The following is a 17,148-nucleotide window of genomic DNA, read 5'->3' as shown; positions in this document are numbered from 1 at the left end:
AGAAGAATTTGCGATATTTTTATGATACTTTTATTACATTGTTTTGAGAGATACTTCGGTGAATACTCAAATTGGTGATTTGGGCGGTTGAATGGTGGAAATAATAAGTTTGTATTGTGATATTTAGCTGCTATAAATTTTTATTTATCAGTAAATCTTCTATTTGGTAAATAGTAGAAATGTACTCCTAACCTGTAAGAAGGGAATTTGTCAAGGTGTAATAGCTGTCAAGTTAATTGTAATAATTTTTACTAGAAGTTTATTAAAAGGGATATAAAAATATATTATTACAGTATATAAATTTTCTTATTTACAATATTCTCACTCAGCTTTCTAACCCACCTGGGAATTAATTCCCAGTCTAATAGCCGAAGTCCGTTAAAACGGACTCAAAGATTATACTTTAAGCTGTTTGTCTTGTCTCATCTTCAATATTTACCCAAGTTTCAATAATGAAATCTAGCTTGTAGAAAATCAATCCTGTCATCACTAACTAGATAAACAATTCGATGTTCTTGGGTAAGTCGTCGTGACCACGCATCTGAATCTAAATATTTCAGAGGTTCTGGTTTTCCAATACCAGTAAAAGGCTCTCGCATAATTGCTTCAATTAAATTAAAAGCACGCAGCGCAGTTTTACGGTTTGTATCTACCCAAAAAGCAAGGTCTTACCGAAATTCTGGATGAAAAACAGCATCCCGAATTTTAATTTCTGAGGGTTTTGATTCATCTTTCTTTTTTTTCGTCAATTCCCAACTCCTGACGTAGTTCGTTGATACTTTGCGGTTTTAAAGTTCTGGCTTTTGCTCTTTCTAAAGCTGTTAAAAGACGTGCTGCATTTTTAGGGGAGCGCAGTAAATGAGTTGTTTCTAATAAACTTTCTAATTCGTCAGCAGCAATTAAGGCGACGTTTTCACCGTCAGGTTGGGTAATAATCATTACTTCTCTATCTGCAACTACTTGAGCGCAGATGTCAGCTAGGTTATTACGAGCATCTGTTAAATTTGTTTGGTTGGACATAGTGGGATTTTTCCTCATGCTGTAGCTGACAATACGGGCTTTATGGCTGCTATTTATAGTTCAAGTTAAATTTTAATAATTAATATGAATGTTACCCTTTATAAGCATTTGCCTACTGTTAGGGTAACATCCAGAATCAGCCATGAGTTTGGTTGTCATCGCTTACTTTTTTGTTGACTATTCGTTAAGCATAGATAGTACGTAAAGATTTTAATTCATCTGTGTCACTTACAACTTTACGTAATTTCTCACTGAAATAGACAACTTTATAATCAGGTGCAAGTTCTTTTTGCAGTTGCTTCCACAAACTAATACCTTCTTTTTCAAAAGCATCTTTAGCCTTTAAACTGGGAAAACCTGATGAATTAGGATCTTCCCAGTTCAACTTTGTATCGTAAATGTCAGCCCATTTTTCCAACCGGCTAATAGTTTCTTTACTTAATGGCATCGTTTCTGGATCAATATCTCCAGCTTTATCAGAACTAGCCCACCATAGTGGGTAGCATCCATAATCGGCCATGAGTTTGATTTTTTTTGCCATAGTCACTTTACCAAGTTATAGGGCAATACGGTTCAGTTAAGGGTTTTTCAGATACTATTAGGTAACGAAATTTCAATGGTTTCAACCCCTTATGATTTAGTTAACTGAACCGTATTGAGTTATAGGGAAGTTTTGGGGTTAGCTCCAACTATATATCCATTATCGCTTACAGTCACAGATATATAAAGGGTTTTGCCATTAAAGTTAACTTCATAAATAGGGCGAGTTTTTTTTCTTCCTTGATACCCAACTATTTTTCCTTCGGTTACTGCTGTAATAATTGCATCTGCTATCTGGTCTGTTTCTATTCCTTGATCTGCAAATTGTGAAGAATGTTTTTCTAATATGTGCTGGAGTCCTGCGTCAGCGTTACCCTCTTCCAAAAACACGATTTTGCCATCAGGTTGCTGGGCAATCTGCACAATCTCTTCAGGGTTATGCTTAATGCCAGCCTCAAGGAGCGCCGCAAGTAATGCTGCTTTATCTTGATTCATATTTAATTTATTTTCTTATAGAAGTTTGCATAATAATAGTATTGACTATATCCCAGACATTGGTTCTTTGTCAACCCTTTTAATCAACACAATTAAGGGGTAAAGATCCTCAATGAATCCTTACCCCTTAATCTTCTCAATTAACCCCTAAACCTAAGCCCCTACAGACTCCTTAGCTGCATACAAAACCTCAGCCGAGATATCTTTAAACCCACGCTCACGGGCAAACTTTTCGGTATTTCGCTTCACTTTACCGCGCACAAAACCAGGAATCTTATTCAATTCTGCTTGTCCATCTTTTGTCCAATTCAAACCAGATTCCGCAGAAATTCCTTTGGTAATTACTTCTTTTGTATCGTGTCCACCAAAGATTTCTAATAAGTGATCTTCCATTCCCAAAGTGAAGGAATTGTAGATTAAATCAGTGATTTGATTTGTGCCTTCATAACCCATAAATGGTTTGTAACCAATGGGGAAATTCTGCACGTGAATAGGTGCTGCAATTACACCGCAAGGAATGTCCAAACGTTTACCAACGTGACGTTCCATCTGTGTTCCAAATATAGCAGAAGGTTCAACGCGAGCGATCGCATCCCCAATTTCTCCATGATCGTCTGTAATCAATACCTCATCGCAATATTCGCTCACCTGTTCTCTAAACCAGTCAGCATCATACTTGCAATAAGTACCAGCCCAAACCACATGAATCCCCATTTCCCGTGACAAAATCTTAGTCAAAGCAGCAGCATGGGTATTATCACCAAATACCACCGCTTTCTTCCCAGTCAAGTTCTGACAGTCAATCGAACGGGAGAACCAAGCAGCTTGGGATACATGGAGAGTTTGCTCATTAATGAAGTCTTCGTAATCAACTTCACCACCTTGAGCATTAATTACCTGCTGAATTTTGCGGATACATCTTGCAGTTTCCACAACACCCATCGGCGTAATATCTACGTAAGGAGTCCCGAATTCTTCTTCTAAATATTTAGCTGTTGTTAACCCAAGTTCGCGGTAAGGAACTAAGTTAAACCAAGCTTGAGGCATAGTTTTTAACTCGTGTACCGAAGCACCTTCAGGAATGACAGTATTTACCTCAATTCCCAAATCAGCCATTAACCGTTTCAGTTCGGTACAGTCGTGGTTGTTGTGGAAACCAAGGGTAGAAATACCAAAGATGTTAACTGAGGGTTTAGCTGTTTTTCCTGTTGGGAGTTCCCCACGCTTACGGGCTTTCTCAATGTAATATTGAACGATTTGTTGTAGAGTTCGGTCTGCGGCTTGTAATTCGTTGTAGCGGTAATGGTTCACGTCCGCCAGCATTACGTCACCTTTAGCTTCCAACTGCGCCCTTTCCACAAAGTTGTGTAAGTCTTCTTGCAAAATGCTGGAGGTGCAGGTGGGGGTTAAAACAATTAAATCGGGGTGTTCTTCAGCGTCTTTGCGGGTGATATTATCTACCACCTTTTCTTGAGAACCACGGGCTAAAACGTTTCTATCAACCACACTGGTTGTAACTGGGGTAAAGTTCCTCTCCCGCGATAGCATGGAACGCATGACGTTAAAGTAGTCATCACCTAGTGGGGCGTGCATGATTGCATGAACATTTTTAAAAGAACTCGCAATCCGCAAAGTTCCAATGTGGGCGGGGCCTGAATACATCCAGTAAGCTAACTTCATCCTGTGTTCTCCCTTGACAAGTTCAATAACTATAAGTGCTTGATTATTAAATCGCTTCTGATTTTCTCAAACCTACTGGCTATGAACAAATAAGGTTTGTTGCGAGGTTATTTGATGCGGGAGGCAGTAAGACCTAGTTTCTGACTGGGTTATGGCTGTTGATTTAAACAATATTCATGTTGTTTAAGTAAATAAATCTTAATGATTTGACCAATGTTTTGATCAATTTTTAGCGATCGCCTAAATAGCGCTTTACATGACTTCCTTGATCAATAATTCGCTAAAATATACACCATAGGGTTAATTATCGGCTTCATTACCCATTACAAAAATTATGGTAAAAATACCCTTTCTGGCTTCGACAATTCCTCCTTTGACAAACGGCGACAAACTCACTCGTTATGAATTTGAGCGTCGATATAATGCCATCCCTAAACCTAAAAAAGCCGAATTAATCGAAGGAATAGTTTATATTATGCCTGCTGCTCTGCGTTTTAGAAGTCATGGTCAACCTCATGGTCGGATAATTGGTTGGTTGTTTAGTTATGAAGCTATGACTCCCGGTGTGGCATTAGGAGTTGAACCTACAGTGCGTTTAGATTTAGATAACGAACCTCAACCTGATGCAATTCTGATTATTACACCAGAAGCAGGTGGACAAACTAGACTTAGTGAGGACGATTATATTGAAGGTGCGCCAGAGTTAGTTGTGGAAATTGCTGCTAGTAGTGCAGCTATTGACCTACATGGCAAAAAACAAGCTTATCGCCGTAATGGTGTCAAAGAATATATTGTTTGGCAAGTTTTAGACCAAAAATTGACTTGGTTTTCTCTGGAACAAGGTGAATATTTAGAATTAGCACCTGATCAAGATGGAATTTTACAAAGTCGGGTATTTCCAGGTTTATGGTTAGCGGTAAATGAATTATTAACAGGTAATATGCAAAGTGTGTTGAATGTTTTACAAGTTGGTTTACAGTCTGTTGAACACACGAATTTTATACAGAAATTAGGTACTGATTAACCTATTTTTATGTTTCATTTAAAAGGTCTAATTGTGTTTGTTTAACTGCCATTTTTTTTTTCGATTCCATTACCTGTCTCTGACAGGTAACGAGGTGAAAGTCTCTACAAAACTAATTTAAAGCTAATTTACTCACCCAAATTAATCGCCGGATTCCTACTAAAAAACCCCCTCGGCATCAACTTAAACCCAACTTGGTGTCGTGGCATTACAGGCCAATCTTCTGGACGGGGAACATGAGTCATTCCCATTGTGTACCAAACAACAATATCTTCATTTTGCAAAGACTCATTATCAGCAATATATTTTGGTAAACCTTCTCCCATTTTTGTTTGATTGGGATAATCTCCACCTGCATACATTTCACCGGGTTTATATTTTGTCACCCAGAGATGATGAGTTGCAAAAGCAGCTTTTTCTCGGATCTTCGCACCTTCTACAGCATACATAATTGTATTTCCTCCCGGCATCAACATATATGCAGGAGCAACACCTAAACTATTCTGTTTATCTGCACTAGCAATCATCCATTCTCGACTGTGTTTGATATCTAAATCACGAACAGCAGTTTTTTCTTTTGTTAAGAAAGTGTCTTCTACAGTAATGGCATTTCCTAAAGGATTTTTATCACTGATTGGCAAAGCTGCAACATTCATTTCCATCACGGAATTAGCCTGTCCGTCAACATCTAAATCTAGACGATAATTAAAGAAATGCTGATGATTGACTCCAAATATATTCTTAGCTATCAATCGTCCAAAGTTATTATTATCCTGTTTTCTTGCTGCTGTCCCCTGTGCTAATACAATCCCTGTTAACTCATTTTGTACTTCTAAAGTACCGTCTTGGTGAAATATCCAATTGATGCTGTAGTCATAATTATCAACTGCCGTCGTCATCTTCATTACTAATTCACGACTGCGACGCACATAATTTTTCTGGGTACTATAATCAAAATGTTTCCACAATACGCCGTTATCTTGTTCATAAATACCAATTACTCCTGGCATTGTATAAGCTTCTCCTTCCCCATTAGCAAACACCGCATCAAGTAAAATACCATTTTCGGGAATTTCTTGACCTAATTCCATTTGATTCGCTAATAAACCAATGTTGTATTCACCAACATCAAAGGCATTACGAAATGACCAATTAGGATTTGTATCACCATAAGGTACTGCCATTTCTGATAAACTGGCACGATACAATACAGGACGATTTTTTTCACCGTCGTTATAACTAGCCAGGTATAAAACCAAGCCTTCACGGGGATGCATTAAATAACGAAATTTCCAACCTTGCCAAGTAATTTCATTGCCTTGAATTTGGAAACTATGACCATCAGATTGGACAATTTTTAATGGTTTGGGTGGTGAAAGTAATTTGCTAAATGACTTAATGTCATAATCCCAGTTTTCTTGGGAAATAGGAACTACACCGTTATCCACAAAACTAGCAATTTCTTCTTTATTTAAATTGACGGTAACTAAAAGCCCTTCAATGGGACGGGCGTAATAATTCCATGATTTACCTCGATAATAAGACAAGACTCGACAAAGACGATTACCTGCTTTTGTTTCTTCTTTGGTCAGTATTCCTGATGACCAACAACTGATTTGTACTTGGTTAAAATCTTTAATTCCTCTCCTGTTCATGGCTTTTTGCCAGCGAATATCAGAGGTAACTATTTCTCTAACTAGTTCATAATCTGGAGGAAGAATTGCCGGCTGAACACCCGTTTTTTCTTGCCAGGATGTTAAGCTGTTCGTGGTGAGATCAATTATGCCTTCAAAGGTTTTATTGAGTTCGCGCTCATAAACTACCAAAAAAACCTGGCGCTGAAATGGTTTGCCAGGTGTAAAATTCAAGACTTCTTTTTTATCAGGTTCTTGCAAAGCAATCATTGGGAAAAATGCTGTTTCACTCAAGGATTTTTTCTGTTTGAGTATATCTACAGCTGCGTTGATTTCAACTTCAGTTAAAGGATTTAGAGGATGAGAAATAACTGATTCCTGAGCAAATGTAGTATCAGAAAATCCTAGGGAGATTGTCAAAAAAAGAAAAATGGTAATAACTACCTTAAAAAAATGATTCAGCCTCTTAATCATTCTGCTTGACATTGTTTGATAAAAACATAGTTATTGATTCCTACGTTCTGATCAAAAAACCGCCAAATCTAAGAGGCATCTATCAATTTGAGACGTGAAATTTGAGATTGGGCAAAATTAAGCTGAAACTAAGCGGCGTAAAGATTCTGCACGGCGTTTTGCAATAGCATTGTTGGGAGAAACTTTTAGTGTTTCTTCATACATTTCTAATGCCTGAGCATTTAGTTTTTTCTTCTCGTAGGCGTGTCCAAGATTATTTAGGGCTGATACATAATCTGGTTTCAATTTAATGGCTTCTTTATATTGACGAATTGCTAAGTCATATTGCTCTTGGGCAAAGTAAACATAACCCAAAGCATTGTAAACTGGAGCAATACTCTCTTCTCCCTCTTCTTCAGCAGCTTTTAAAGCTTTTTGAAAAAGTGGTATTGCTTGAGTAAAAACTTTTTTTTCAGAATAAATACTGGCTAATTCGTAATACTCTTGTGCTGTTCCCTTTTCTTTACTTAACTTGGTTTTTAACTTAGAAAGAGAACTTTCTAGTTTGCGAGTTTTGAAAATCTGGCGAAAAACACTCACACCTGCAAATGCGAGCAACCCAACGAAGATTGAGAGATAAACTACGACTAGATTGTTATCCATTACCTACAAATACAAATATTAAAAGTGCTTTCTCTATCTATTATTCAGCTTTCTGGGACAATGGGGAAATAAAAAAATAATTCGTAATTCGTAATTCGTAATTATGCCTTCTGCCTACTGTTTTATCCTCAGGATAAATATTCACCTCTACCTATGATAATCCCCAAAATTGTGCGCGTTCTTTGAGCCAACCTGTTACTGTATAACGAGCGATCGCTTCATTCACCTTTCTTCTTAACTCATCGTACTGCAATCCCTTGGGTGTAACCACTGACAAAGGCTCGGCCGATAGCTTAGTTGGTAGTAGCCGATATTGGGAATCTTCTTGTACCCACCCACTCAAAACGCTGGTATCAGCAGCAAAAGCATCAGCACTGTTGCTTTCTATTTGCTCTCGTCCTTGAATGTAGGAGTTTACGCCTATTAATTCAGCTTTCGGGATAAAATATTTTACATAATCAATAGTGCTGGAGTTGTTGAGTACGGCTATTTTGCGTTTTTCTAAATCTTTTAGCTGATTAATTGCCGTATTTTTTGTGACTATTGCTGCACCATCAAAATAGTAAGGAACACTGAAGCTGACAATGCGGGAGCGGGACTCAGTGGCTGTGACTCTGGCAATGGTGAGATCAACTTTATTTTCTAAGACTACTGACAAGCGATCGCTATTAGCCACTGGTTGCAACTTCACAGCATCGATTTTACCTAACAAATCACCTGCCAAACGCTTGGCTAAATCAATTTCCAAGCCTTGTAAATCGCCTTTACTATCCCTAAATCCCAACGGACGCAAGTTATCTTTAATAGCTATATTTACATAGCCTCGTCGCTCAATTTCTGACAGTGGGGCAGCAGATGCAGTCAATCCTTCCCCCCCAAAGCACAGGCAGAGAATCAAAAACAAGGTAGCGGATAATACCAGATGTAACTGATTAATTTTTGACCATATGTTACATCCGTTATTCATCCGTTGCCACCTTTATCCTTTAACTGAGTTTGCCAGTTCAGCAACTTTAGCGAAACTTGTAGGATCAAGAACTGCCAATTGTGCCAACATTTTGCGATTTAGTTCCACGTTGGCTTTTTTCAGATTACCGATTAACTGGCTGTAGCTTAAGCCATGTTGTCTGGAAGCCGCGTTAATACGAGTGATCCACAGACGACGAAAATCGCGCTTTTTATTTTTGCGATCGCGGTAAGCACTGCGAAGTGCCTTCATTACCTGTTGGTTAGCGGTTCTAAACAGAGTTGAGTGAGAACCACGAAAACCTTTAGCTAGTTTGAGAATTTTATTGCGGCGTTTACGAGCTACATTACCGCGTTTTACCCGGGTCATATCTTAACTACCTGTGATGTTTTACAAATAAGGAAGCATCAAGCGTACATTGTCTTCGTCACGCTCATGTACAAGTGCAGACTGGCGCAAACCGCGCTTTTTGTTAGAAGACTTGTGTTCAAGAAGGTGGCTTTTGAAAGCTTTGCGACGGACGATTTTACCGGTGCCAGTAGCACGAAATCGCTTGGCGGCTGCTTTACGAGTCTTGAGTTTAGGCATGGGATGGCTTTGATTCGACACAATCTAATAGTATACACTAAAAAAATTGAAATGAACTAACCGCAGCAGCCCAGAGAGCGCAAAAGGAAGAAATTTAAATTTTTTAATTGTTGAACGTAGCGTTGATTTTTGGATCTAAGACAACGCTTGAGCCAGTTTTGTCAACATGGTAAGTCCAAGATTGGTTTTTCACTTTTACGGTTACTACCCAGCCTTCTACGGGATCATACTGCTGAGTACAGATTTCACCAAAGTTCAACACACAAGCATTACTGAAGGTTTTCTGGTTACTTTGAGTGATTTTTATCGCATTAATCGGTAAGCTAGAACGTTGAGCAGCATCTTTCAAAATTTTATCAGCAATACTTTTAGGTAGTTGATTAGTGCTGATTTTGGGATCTAAGATAATTTGTGAGCCAGATCTATTGACATGATAAGTCCATGATTGATTTTTTACCTTAACAACCACTTCCCAACCTGGAATCGGTCTATATTCCCTAGTGCAAATTTCTCCAAATTGAAAAGCGCAAGGATTACTAAAGGTTTTGGTTGTAACTTGAGTAATTTTCAAATCACGTGTTTTCACTCCAGAACGTTTGGATGCATCCAGTAGTAATTTTCTAGAAATACTTTTAGGTAAATTGTTTTGAGAGGTTTGTCTCTGTTCTGTATTAGGAACAGCTAACGATGGATTATGGTTAGTAATTCCCATCCCACAAGCTAGTAAACTTGTTAAGACCAGGGTGAGAATAATCCCTTGAGGTAATTTGCGGGTGCTGTTGATTTGAGTTAACAGTTTGATCATAGATTTCATGGCGATGTCAATAGACAATTAAATTAAACTTTAAGCTGTATGAACTAAGACGTTAGTTCAGAATAAAGGTTTCTTCCTATGAAATAAATCTAATACCTATCTGAAGATGAAGACGAGCAATTAATTTTTCTGCAAATGGACAGATGTGGTTTCCAAAGACGATTTTTTAATCATTCTCCTCAATGACATAAAAACCGTTAGGACAGTGTTTTTTGCTCAAAGCTTTGAAGCAACTGGGTTTATCCGGGCTAAATGACCCGCTACCGCTAACAGCACTATCAGCCGAGGCACTTTGCTATAATTAATGCCACCTTAATCTCCAGAACATTTCTCAACCCACACTAGTAGTCCGTCAAAATAAATTTGACGGGTAATGATAGGAAAAAATTCTCTTCTTCCCCTGCTTTCTTTACCTCAAGAGCGCCCCCTGCCTACCTTCACCCGTCATTTTTGGGTTGACAGACTACTAGGTGGATTTCCCCAGCCAAAAAAACCTGCCATTTTGTTAATTTATGTATAAATCGGCAGGTTTAGTCAGTCCATAACTGCTGTTATCGACCGAAGTATTTTGGAAGGCAGGGATAATAGAAAGAGCCAATAAGCTAATGTGCCTTTAATTTGCTTCCATCAGCCGCGTTGGCAAGACATTTTTACGCTCTTACGCTTCTGATGCAGTTTAATTGATGATCAGCTTACTACTTAATTTTCTGTTTAATAAATGTTACTACCTGAGTTAGCTGTTTCTTCAAGTTATCAATTTCTGCTTGCATCTTGACAATTTTTGCATTTAGTGCATCAATATCAACCGAAGAAATACTGCTCTCCACAGTAGGTTTCACCACTACTAGTTCTTTTTTAGGTGCTATCACCACTGGGGAAGCACTGTCTGTAGTACCTTTTTTAGCAGCTATAGCCATAGCTGATTTAATAGCATTAATCAGCTGTCTCTGGTCAAAAGGCTTGTTGAGAAATTCAAAATATTCAAACGGTTCAGGAATTTTTTCCGTTACCTCTTCCTTGCGACCAGACATGATCACCAAAGGAATTTTCTTTAATTCTGAGTTGGCTTGAATTTTCTGGAAAACTTCCCAGCCACTCATTTTCGGTAGTATGAAATCTAACATGATCAAGCTGACTTTTTCCTGAAGGATGAGATTATATCCTTCGAGACCGTCTTTTGCTTCCAAGACTTCAAAATTGCCCTGCTGAGGCAACATTTGTCGTACTTTTACCCTAACAACTGTGGTGTCATCAATAACTAGAATTTTGTTTGCCACGACTGATTACTCTACCAGAAAGTTTAAGTGTAGATGGCTGGTTGCCGATTGAAATGAAGAATTCTCCCACTATATACAAAATTTATGTAAATTGGGGGAGAGTATATTTCTGTATAAGTTTCAAAAACGCAAGTAGTTTATCAAACAGCTGTCTGTGCTGTGATCAATTTGTATCATAGTAATTTAATCAAGTGGAAAACTCGTACTCATGTCAGTGATCAATTATCAGTAGCTTTAAAAGTCTGATGTGACCTAAGAGGACGCGGAGAGTGTCCTGTGTCCGACGTTCGACGCAAATGGTTTCAAGCCCCCGACTACAGTCGTGGAGAAGAAAAAAGACATTCCTTGCTGGAATCCCCTGGCTTTAGACATGGGGTGTAAGAGCGTCTCCGTGTCCCCGTGTCTTCTTCAAAGGCTTTCTATCTGATTTAAGCTGATCCATTATTTCTGCCAACCTGGACTAGTATATCTTTTATCTTTATTTTTGGCTCTCACTCCTGATATCTATGATTTATTCACGACAAGCCGAACTCAAATCAGAAATTACAGCAATGCCTAGCTGGTTACGTCGTCCTCTGGGCAAAGCCAGTGAAATCTCTACTGTACAACGTATCATTAAGCAGCGGCAAATTCACACAATTTGTGAAGAAGGACGCTGCCCCAATCGGGGGGAATGCTACGCCCAAAAAACCGCTACTTTTTTACTGATGGGGCCAACTTGCACGCGCTCTTGTGCTTTCTGTCAAGTAGATAAAGGTCATGCACCAATGCCTCTAGATATGGAAGAACCGCAAAAGGTAGCAGAAGCAGTACAGATTTTGAGCTTGCAATATGTGGTGTTGACTTCTGTAGCCCGTGATGATTTGCCAGATGGGGGCGCGGGTCATTTTGTGACGACGATGGAGGCTATCCGCCAAATAAACCCAGAAACTCAAATTGAAGTCCTGACACCAGATTTTTGGAGTGGTGCAGGTGTAGCAGGACAACGCCAGCGGATAGGGATGATTATCGCCGCTCAACCAGCTTGTTTTAACCATAATGTGGAAACGGTACGCTCTCTAACTGGGCCTGTGCGCCGGGGGGCTAAGTACGATCGCTCTTTAGCAGTGCTGGCGACAGTCAAAGAAATTGATGCCTCTATTCCCACTAAATCAGGTTTGATGCTGGGACATGGAGAAACGATTGAGGAAGTAATTGAAACAATGGCGGATCTGAGGGCTGTAAAGTGCGATCGCTTAACTATGGGTCAATATATGCGCCCTTCTTTAGAACATCTGCCAGTGCAAAAATACTGGACACCAGAGGAATTTGAGGAACTGGGCAGCATAGCCAGAGATATGGGATTTAGCCATGTCCGTTCTGCCCCTCTAGTTCGTAGTTCCTACCATGCTGGGTCAGTTAACAGTGAACCGTAAACAGCCGATTCCCTGTTCTTACAAAAATATTTTTAAAGAATTTGGGCAATTGGCGCTGCTGTTTGGTATTTCTTAAAAAGTCACCAAATTTAGGAGAACTGCTAATGACAGCTAAAGGCAAAACTGCTGCTAAACCTACCTACGTCTTTCGTACAGGTTGGGCGTTGCTACTGTTGGCTATCAATTTTTTGGTAGCAGCTTATTATTTCCACATCATTGAGTAGTTAGAAGTGGACTGGTGCTGCTCAAATCAGTGAACAGTTATCAGGGATATGGTGTAGTGTTTCACATCCGCCATTTAACTGGTAACTGAAAACTGCTCACTGTTAAATCGTTCCTTTGAATAAACCTTTGGGACGAATGAGCAGCACCAAAATCATCATCAACAGGGCTACACCTTGCTTATATTGAGAACCTAGCCAAAGAGTACTCAATTCTTGTACGATGCCAATGATGAAAGCCGCTGCGATCGCACCGTAAGGATTGCCAATTCCCCCTAAAATCACAGAAGCAAATAAAGGCAAGATCAAAAACCAGCCCATATTCGGTCGTACAGCAGTAATCAAACCATACATACTGCCGCCTAAAGAAGTGAAAGTACCCGCAATTACCCAAGTCCAAAGAATTACTCTATCAACGTTGATGCCAGATACTCTCGCTAAGTCTAAATCGTCAGCAACAGCCCGCATTGCTTTACCAATTTTGGTGTTTTGGAGGAGGTAGTGTAGGAACACAATCGCCAGCACAGCTAACCCCAGTACCCATAATTGATTTTGCGGTACTTTTAATTGCCCAAATTCTAAAGCCGGGATTACAGGCAGATTATAGTCGAGGTTTTTACCGCCCCAAATGAAAATAATGCCATTGCGGAGAAATAAAGCCAGTCCAATCGAGATAATTATTAGTGTTGTCGAAGTAGCACGGATAGACCGCATTCTTGACCAGAGCAATTTTTCTGCCACTAACATCGCTGCTACTGTACCCGCAGCCGCTAAAATCATTGATAGCCAAATATTTAGACCGAGGTTATTTACCAGTAGGGTGAGATAAGCTCCCAAGGTGAGAAAGTCACCGTGAGCAAAGTTAGATAATCGTAAAATTCCATATGTAAGTGTGAGTCCAACTGCTGCCAAAGCAATAATGCTGCCCACAGCAATACCGTTAATCATTAATTGAGCTAGTTGTGTATCCATTGTTTTAAGTCTCTATTAAGAAAATTTTCGGTGTGTAATTTCCTTCAATAATGGTGCGATTAGCAGTTAAAATTGACACTATCAGTTATATTTGACAAATAGAAAAATTTTGTACGTTAATATACATAAAATCAGGTTCATATTTTCTTGCAAAGATCACTTTTTTCAGCGGTCTAGTTGACCATGCAGCAGTCTTCAAGCTTACCAGAACAGAACTCACAGATAGATAAAACGCCAGCACTTTTGACAACAATCCAGCAACTGCGGGAGCAATTGTGGTTAGAAAGCAGCTTGAACCAGTTGCAGTGTCGTCTCAACGATTGCCTGCTTTCTGCTTCTACCCAGATATCACAGACAAGACCTCCAGAAGCAGAAATTTTCCAAATCGTGGTCAACTTACTCCACAAGGCTTTAAGTGGCAGTCGAATGCAGTGTGCCGTTGGTATTGCTCTGTTTCAACCACAAGAAACAGTTGGTCAGGTCTGTTATGTTTCTGCTTCTCCCAGTTCACAAACTCTGACCTTGGAAGTAAGATCCACAAAAGGAACAAAGCTGCGATTGCGATTACACGCTGCCATTAGATTTGAAGATGTGCAGCAGATGGAGAGACAAAAACCTGCCAGCGCTTGGCCTTTGGTTGAGGATTCTAGCGGTGTGAGAGGATGGCTGATTATTGCCACAGCTAACCCCAACTCTAATTGCGAACCACTCAACCCATCCCTAAATGAACTGCGATCGCAATTAATCAAAAAAACAGTCGAGTATTGTGATCGAACCTTAGCACAACTTAAGCAAATACAATCTTGGCAACAAGATTGTCAACAGTTAGCAAGCTTCAATCAGGAACTAGAACGCACTAATCAACTCAAAAACCAGTTTCTGGCTAATACCAGTCACGAAATTCGTACCCCTCTTAGTTCTATTATTGGATTCACCCATCTGCTGCTGGCACAAGGCTACGAACCAGAGAAACAGCGTCACCAAGAGTATTTACACATCATCCAATCCAGTGGGAAGCACTTGCTAGGTCTGATTAATGATATTTTGGATCTCTCCAAAATTGAAGCTAACCAAATGGAAGTGCAATGGGATGTAGTTGATGTGCCGATACTATGCCGTAATGTTTTAGCTTTAGTCAAAGAAAAAGCCGCTAATAAAGGTTTGAAACTACGACTAGAAATAGACCCAGATGTCAAAAATTTAGTAGCAGACCCTTTGCGACTTAAACAAATGCTATTAAATTTACTCTTCAATGCCGTCAAATTTACAAATTTAGGCAGCGTCGGTTTAAGAGTAACTACGCAAGATTTATATTTACGTTTTACCGTTTGGGATACTGGGATTGGCATCTCTCCAGAAAATCAAGCTTTACTATTTCGTCCTTATAGCCAAATTGCTAACTCTGCATCTAGTAGCAATGAAGGTACTGGTTTGGGGTTAGTAGTGACTAAGCAACTGGCGGAAATTCATGGTGGTTCTTTAGAATTGGAATCGGAAGTAAATCGCGGTTCGTATTTTACCATCCTCCTTCCCCTGAAGCCAACGGGAAAGGTATTAGAAGCTATAGAAGTAAAGGCCGCAAAGGATTTAGAAATTAGTCAAGATTTAAATAATTATTCTGCATCCCTAGCTGAATCTGGTGATGTTATTAGTTCTTCAAAACAAGTTTTATTGGTAGAAGATGATTTAGCCAATGCTGAATTAATGCGAATTTATCTAGGTAGATTGGGTTATCAGGTAATTTGTGTTAATAATGCTTTTGAAATGTGGACGACACTGCCACAGATGCAACCAGCAATAATTTTAATTGATGTCAGCCTCCCAGATGCCAATGGTTTGAACTTGGTACAACAACTGCGAGAAAATTCTCAATACCAAAACATACCCATAATTGCTCAAACAGCAATGGCTATGAAAGGGGATAGAGAAACTTGTCTAGCAGCCGGTGTCAATGACTATATTTCTAAACCCATAGATTTACAACTTTTAGGTAGTATGGTAGCCAAGTATAGCTAATTGTCTGAATCAGGATTTAAGGATGTATAGGATGATGATATTTGATTATTTGTCTGAATCAGGATTTACAGGATTTAAAAATGTACAGGATGATGATTTTTGATAACTATCTGCAATCTATTAATCTTCTTGATTGATTCTTAAGTGCAAATCCTGAAAATCCTCTAATCCTGTATCCCTAACGGGAGGCGTATGGCTAACGCCACGCAAGCTAGAGCCATGCATCCTGATTCAGACAAGAAAAATTAGGCTAAAACCCTATTCCCCTCACTTAATTAAAGCTACAAATGAATCTCCTTCCGCGTAAGAGCGTCTGTCCATTTGTATCAACCTGAAAGTGAAACGGTATTACGCCCACCTACTTACCAGTTTTTTAGGGAAGATGACCTTCTGCTCTTCTAAAATAGAAGTTGTCGGGTGCTATGGGGTTTTGGCAGAATGACTTTGATAGAAAAACTAGAACAATTAAAAGCTTTATTTGCAGAAATGGAGCAGGCTTTGATTGCCTACTCTGGGGGAGTTGATAGTACATTGGTTGCCAAGATTGCCTATGATGTGTTGGGCGATCGCGCTTTGGCTGTAACTGCTGTCTCTCCTTCCCTATTACCAGAAGAGTTGGAAGACGCAAAAATTCAAGCCGCAACTATCGGGATTCACCATCAAATCGTCCAGACTCACGAAATGGAAAATCCCAATTACACTTCTAACCCTGTTAACCGCTGCTATTTTTGCAAAAGTGAATTGCACGATACACTCAAGCCTTTAGCTTTAGAGTTAGGCTATCCCTATGTGGTAGATGGGGTAAATGCCGATGATTTGCATGATTATCGCCCCGGAATTCAGGCTGCAAAAGAAAGAGGTGCGCGATCGCCCTTAGCCGAAATTAGTGTCACCAAAGCCGAAGTCCGTCAACTTTCTCAACAACTCGGTTTACCTTGGTGGGATAAACCCGCTCAACCTTGTCTGAGTTCTCGCTTTCCCTACGGTGAAGAAATTACTATCGCCAAGTTACAGCGAGTTGGTAGAGCAGAAGTTTATCTGCGAAAATTGGGTTGGGAGAATTTACGAGTGCGTTCAGCAGATGATACAGCACGCATTGAATTACCACCAGAAAAAATTAAAGATTTTGTCTTGACTACAGATTTACCCACTTTAGTTAGTGCATTTCAGAATTTGGGCTTTATCTACGTCACCCTGGATTTAGAAGGTTATCGCAGTGGCAAGTTAAATCAGGTTATAAACTACCAGATACCAAGCTTCTTGGCAAAGTCGGGTATCTGAACCTTTTGATGGCAGCAAATCAAATAGGAATGCTACGTATAACCGTGGACAGGGTGGTTAGGACATCAATTGATAATGAAACTCCCAC

Annotated in this window: 17 protein-coding genes and 1 pseudogene; 5 read left to right on the top strand and 13 right to left on the bottom strand. The window is 39.5% G+C overall.

Annotation, left to right across the window (positions count from 1 at the left end; all coding sequences use genetic code 11):
• Nucleotides 1-446: 446 nt before the first annotated feature.
• The 5 genes and pseudogenes from H6G68_RS13925 to bchB form a co-directional block, all read right to left on the bottom strand.
• A pseudogene (locus H6G68_RS13925) lies at nucleotides 447-656 on the bottom strand (Txe/YoeB family addiction module toxin); the annotation flags it as partial.
• Nucleotides 657-726: 70 nt separating this feature from the next.
• Entirely contained in the window at nucleotides 727-1,020 is a 294-nt protein-coding gene (locus H6G68_RS13920; RefSeq protein ID WP_190907181.1) for a type II toxin-antitoxin system Phd/YefM family antitoxin, read from the bottom strand.
• Nucleotides 1,021-1,204: 184 nt separating this feature from the next.
• Entirely contained in the window at nucleotides 1,205-1,561 is a 357-nt protein-coding gene (locus H6G68_RS13915; protein ID WP_190907180.1) for a hypothetical protein, read from the bottom strand.
• A gap of 119 nt (nucleotides 1,562-1,680) precedes the next feature.
• Complete coding sequence (locus tag H6G68_RS13910) at nucleotides 1,681-2,055, bottom strand: hypothetical protein (protein ID WP_190907179.1); 375 nt, start codon at nucleotides 2,053-2,055, stop codon at nucleotides 1,681-1,683.
• A 153-nt stretch (nucleotides 2,056-2,208) separates the two neighbouring features.
• Nucleotides 2,209-3,735 (bottom strand): ferredoxin:protochlorophyllide reductase (ATP-dependent) subunit B, encoded by a 1,527-nt coding sequence (bchB, locus tag H6G68_RS13905; protein ID WP_190907178.1) that lies wholly within the window; start codon nucleotides 3,733-3,735, stop codon nucleotides 2,209-2,211.
• 334 nt (nucleotides 3,736-4,069) lie between these two features.
• On the opposite strand from bchB, the gene H6G68_RS13900 reads away from it, so the two are divergent.
• A complete protein-coding gene (locus H6G68_RS13900; RefSeq protein ID WP_190907177.1) occupies nucleotides 4,070-4,759 on the top strand; it encodes a Uma2 family endonuclease in 690 nt (229 codons plus the stop codon).
• Nucleotides 4,760-4,887: 128 nt separating this feature from the next.
• On the opposite strand, the gene H6G68_RS13895 is transcribed toward H6G68_RS13900, so the two are convergent.
• The 7 genes from H6G68_RS13895 to H6G68_RS13865 all read right to left on the bottom strand — a co-directional run bounded on the left by H6G68_RS13895 (nucleotide 4,888) and on the right by H6G68_RS13865 (nucleotide 11,155).
• A complete protein-coding gene (locus tag H6G68_RS13895) occupies nucleotides 4,888-6,867 on the bottom strand; it encodes a primary-amine oxidase (protein WP_190907176.1) in 1,980 nt (659 codons plus the stop codon).
• A gap of 117 nt (nucleotides 6,868-6,984) precedes the next feature.
• A complete protein-coding gene (locus H6G68_RS13890) occupies nucleotides 6,985-7,509 on the bottom strand; it encodes a tetratricopeptide repeat protein (RefSeq protein ID WP_190907175.1) in 525 nt (174 codons plus the stop codon).
• A 151-nt stretch (nucleotides 7,510-7,660) separates the two neighbouring features.
• A complete protein-coding gene (locus tag H6G68_RS13885; RefSeq protein WP_190907174.1) occupies nucleotides 7,661-8,476 on the bottom strand; it encodes a transporter substrate-binding domain-containing protein in 816 nt (271 codons plus the stop codon).
• A gap of 12 nt (nucleotides 8,477-8,488) precedes the next feature.
• Nucleotides 8,489-8,845 (bottom strand): 50S ribosomal protein L20, encoded by a 357-nt coding sequence (rplT, locus tag H6G68_RS13880; RefSeq protein WP_016951338.1) that lies wholly within the window; start codon nucleotides 8,843-8,845, stop codon nucleotides 8,489-8,491.
• Between the two features lie 21 nt (nucleotides 8,846-8,866).
• Nucleotides 8,867-9,064: a 50S ribosomal protein L35 gene (gene rpmI, locus H6G68_RS13875; RefSeq protein ID WP_016951337.1), complete on the bottom strand. Its 198-nt coding sequence runs from the start codon at nucleotides 9,062-9,064 to the stop codon at nucleotides 8,867-8,869.
• A 103-nt stretch (nucleotides 9,065-9,167) separates the two neighbouring features.
• On the bottom strand, nucleotides 9,168-9,878 hold the full coding sequence (locus H6G68_RS13870) for a hypothetical protein (protein WP_190907173.1): 711 nt from the start codon (nucleotides 9,876-9,878) through the stop codon (nucleotides 9,168-9,170).
• A 695-nt stretch (nucleotides 9,879-10,573) separates the two neighbouring features.
• Nucleotides 10,574-11,155 carry a response regulator gene (locus tag H6G68_RS13865; RefSeq protein WP_190907172.1) on the bottom strand — a complete coding sequence of 194 codons (582 nt, stop codon included), beginning with the start codon at nucleotides 11,153-11,155 and terminating at the stop codon, nucleotides 10,574-10,576.
• A gap of 506 nt (nucleotides 11,156-11,661) precedes the next feature.
• Between H6G68_RS13865 and lipA the strand changes: the two genes are divergently transcribed.
• Both lipA and psaX read left to right on the top strand, forming a co-directional pair.
• Nucleotides 11,662-12,570 carry a lipoyl synthase gene (gene lipA, locus H6G68_RS13860; protein WP_190907171.1) on the top strand — a complete coding sequence of 303 codons (909 nt, stop codon included), beginning with the start codon at nucleotides 11,662-11,664 and terminating at the stop codon, nucleotides 12,568-12,570.
• Between the two features lie 104 nt (nucleotides 12,571-12,674).
• Nucleotides 12,675-12,794 (top strand): photosystem I protein PsaX, encoded by a 120-nt coding sequence (gene psaX, locus H6G68_RS13855; RefSeq protein WP_127054883.1) that lies wholly within the window; start codon nucleotides 12,675-12,677, stop codon nucleotides 12,792-12,794.
• 102 nt (nucleotides 12,795-12,896) lie between these two features.
• On the opposite strand, the gene H6G68_RS13850 is transcribed toward psaX, so the two are convergent.
• Complete coding sequence (locus H6G68_RS13850) at nucleotides 12,897-13,763, bottom strand: branched-chain amino acid ABC transporter permease (RefSeq protein ID WP_190907170.1); 867 nt, start codon at nucleotides 13,761-13,763, stop codon at nucleotides 12,897-12,899.
• Nucleotides 13,764-13,946: 183 nt separating this feature from the next.
• On the opposite strand from H6G68_RS13850, the gene hrmK reads away from it, so the two are divergent.
• The gene (hrmK, locus tag H6G68_RS13845) at nucleotides 13,947-15,779 is read left to right on the top strand and encodes a hybrid histidine kinase/response regulator HrmK (protein WP_190907169.1); all 1,833 of its coding nucleotides are present in this window, start codon (nucleotides 13,947-13,949) and stop codon (nucleotides 15,777-15,779) included.
• A 438-nt stretch (nucleotides 15,780-16,217) separates the two neighbouring features.
• Nucleotides 16,218-17,060 (top strand): ATP-dependent sacrificial sulfur transferase LarE, encoded by an 843-nt coding sequence (gene larE, locus H6G68_RS13840; protein ID WP_190907168.1) that lies wholly within the window; start codon nucleotides 16,218-16,220, stop codon nucleotides 17,058-17,060.
• Nucleotides 17,061-17,148: the final 88 nt, after the last annotated feature.

Source organism: Anabaena catenula FACHB-362 (genome assembly GCF_014698735.1).
GTDB classification, from domain to species: Bacteria; Cyanobacteriota; Cyanobacteriia; order Cyanobacteriales; family Nostocaceae; genus Anabaena; species Anabaena variabilis_A.
The sequence above is the reverse complement of the archived record's forward strand: the minus strand, read 5'-3'. Positions and strand labels throughout refer to the sequence as shown.

What these genes read in the sequence shown, in the direction of transcription:
- H6G68_RS13920 (WP_190907181.1), bottom strand. Translation starts at nt 1,020, where the DNA reads ATGTCCAACCAAACAAATTTAACAGATGCTCGTAATAACCTAGCTGAC.
- H6G68_RS13915 (WP_190907180.1), bottom strand. Translation starts at nt 1,561, where the DNA reads ATGGCAAAAAAAATCAAACTCATGGCCGATTATGGATGCTACCCACTA.
- H6G68_RS13910 (WP_190907179.1), bottom strand. Translation starts at nt 2,055, where the DNA reads ATGAATCAAGATAAAGCAGCATTACTTGCGGCGCTCCTTGAGGCTGGC.
- bchB (WP_190907178.1), bottom strand. Translation starts at nt 3,735, where the DNA reads ATGAAGTTAGCTTACTGGATGTATTCAGGCCCCGCCCACATTGGAACT.
- H6G68_RS13900 (WP_190907177.1), top strand. Translation starts at nt 4,070, where the DNA reads ATGGTAAAAATACCCTTTCTGGCTTCGACAATTCCTCCTTTGACAAAC.
- H6G68_RS13895 (WP_190907176.1), bottom strand. Translation starts at nt 6,867, where the DNA reads ATGATTAAGAGGCTGAATCATTTTTTTAAGGTAGTTATTACCATTTTT.
- H6G68_RS13890 (WP_190907175.1), bottom strand. Translation starts at nt 7,509, where the DNA reads ATGGATAACAATCTAGTCGTAGTTTATCTCTCAATCTTCGTTGGGTTG.
- H6G68_RS13885 (WP_190907174.1), bottom strand. Translation starts at nt 8,476, where the DNA reads ATGAATAACGGATGTAACATATGGTCAAAAATTAATCAGTTACATCTG.
- rplT (WP_016951338.1), bottom strand. Translation starts at nt 8,845, where the DNA reads ATGACCCGGGTAAAACGCGGTAATGTAGCTCGTAAACGCCGCAATAAA.
- rpmI (WP_016951337.1), bottom strand. Translation starts at nt 9,064, where the DNA reads ATGCCTAAACTCAAGACTCGTAAAGCAGCCGCCAAGCGATTTCGTGCT.
- H6G68_RS13870 (WP_190907173.1), bottom strand. Translation starts at nt 9,878, where the DNA reads ATGAAATCTATGATCAAACTGTTAACTCAAATCAACAGCACCCGCAAA.
- lipA (WP_190907171.1), top strand. Translation starts at nt 11,662, where the DNA reads ATGATTTATTCACGACAAGCCGAACTCAAATCAGAAATTACAGCAATG.
- psaX (WP_127054883.1), top strand. Translation starts at nt 12,675, where the DNA reads ATGACAGCTAAAGGCAAAACTGCTGCTAAACCTACCTACGTCTTTCGT.
- H6G68_RS13850 (WP_190907170.1), bottom strand. Translation starts at nt 13,763, where the DNA reads ATGGATACACAACTAGCTCAATTAATGATTAACGGTATTGCTGTGGGC.
- hrmK (WP_190907169.1), top strand. Translation starts at nt 13,947, where the DNA reads ATGCAGCAGTCTTCAAGCTTACCAGAACAGAACTCACAGATAGATAAA.
- larE (WP_190907168.1), top strand. Translation starts at nt 16,218, where the DNA reads ATGACTTTGATAGAAAAACTAGAACAATTAAAAGCTTTATTTGCAGAA.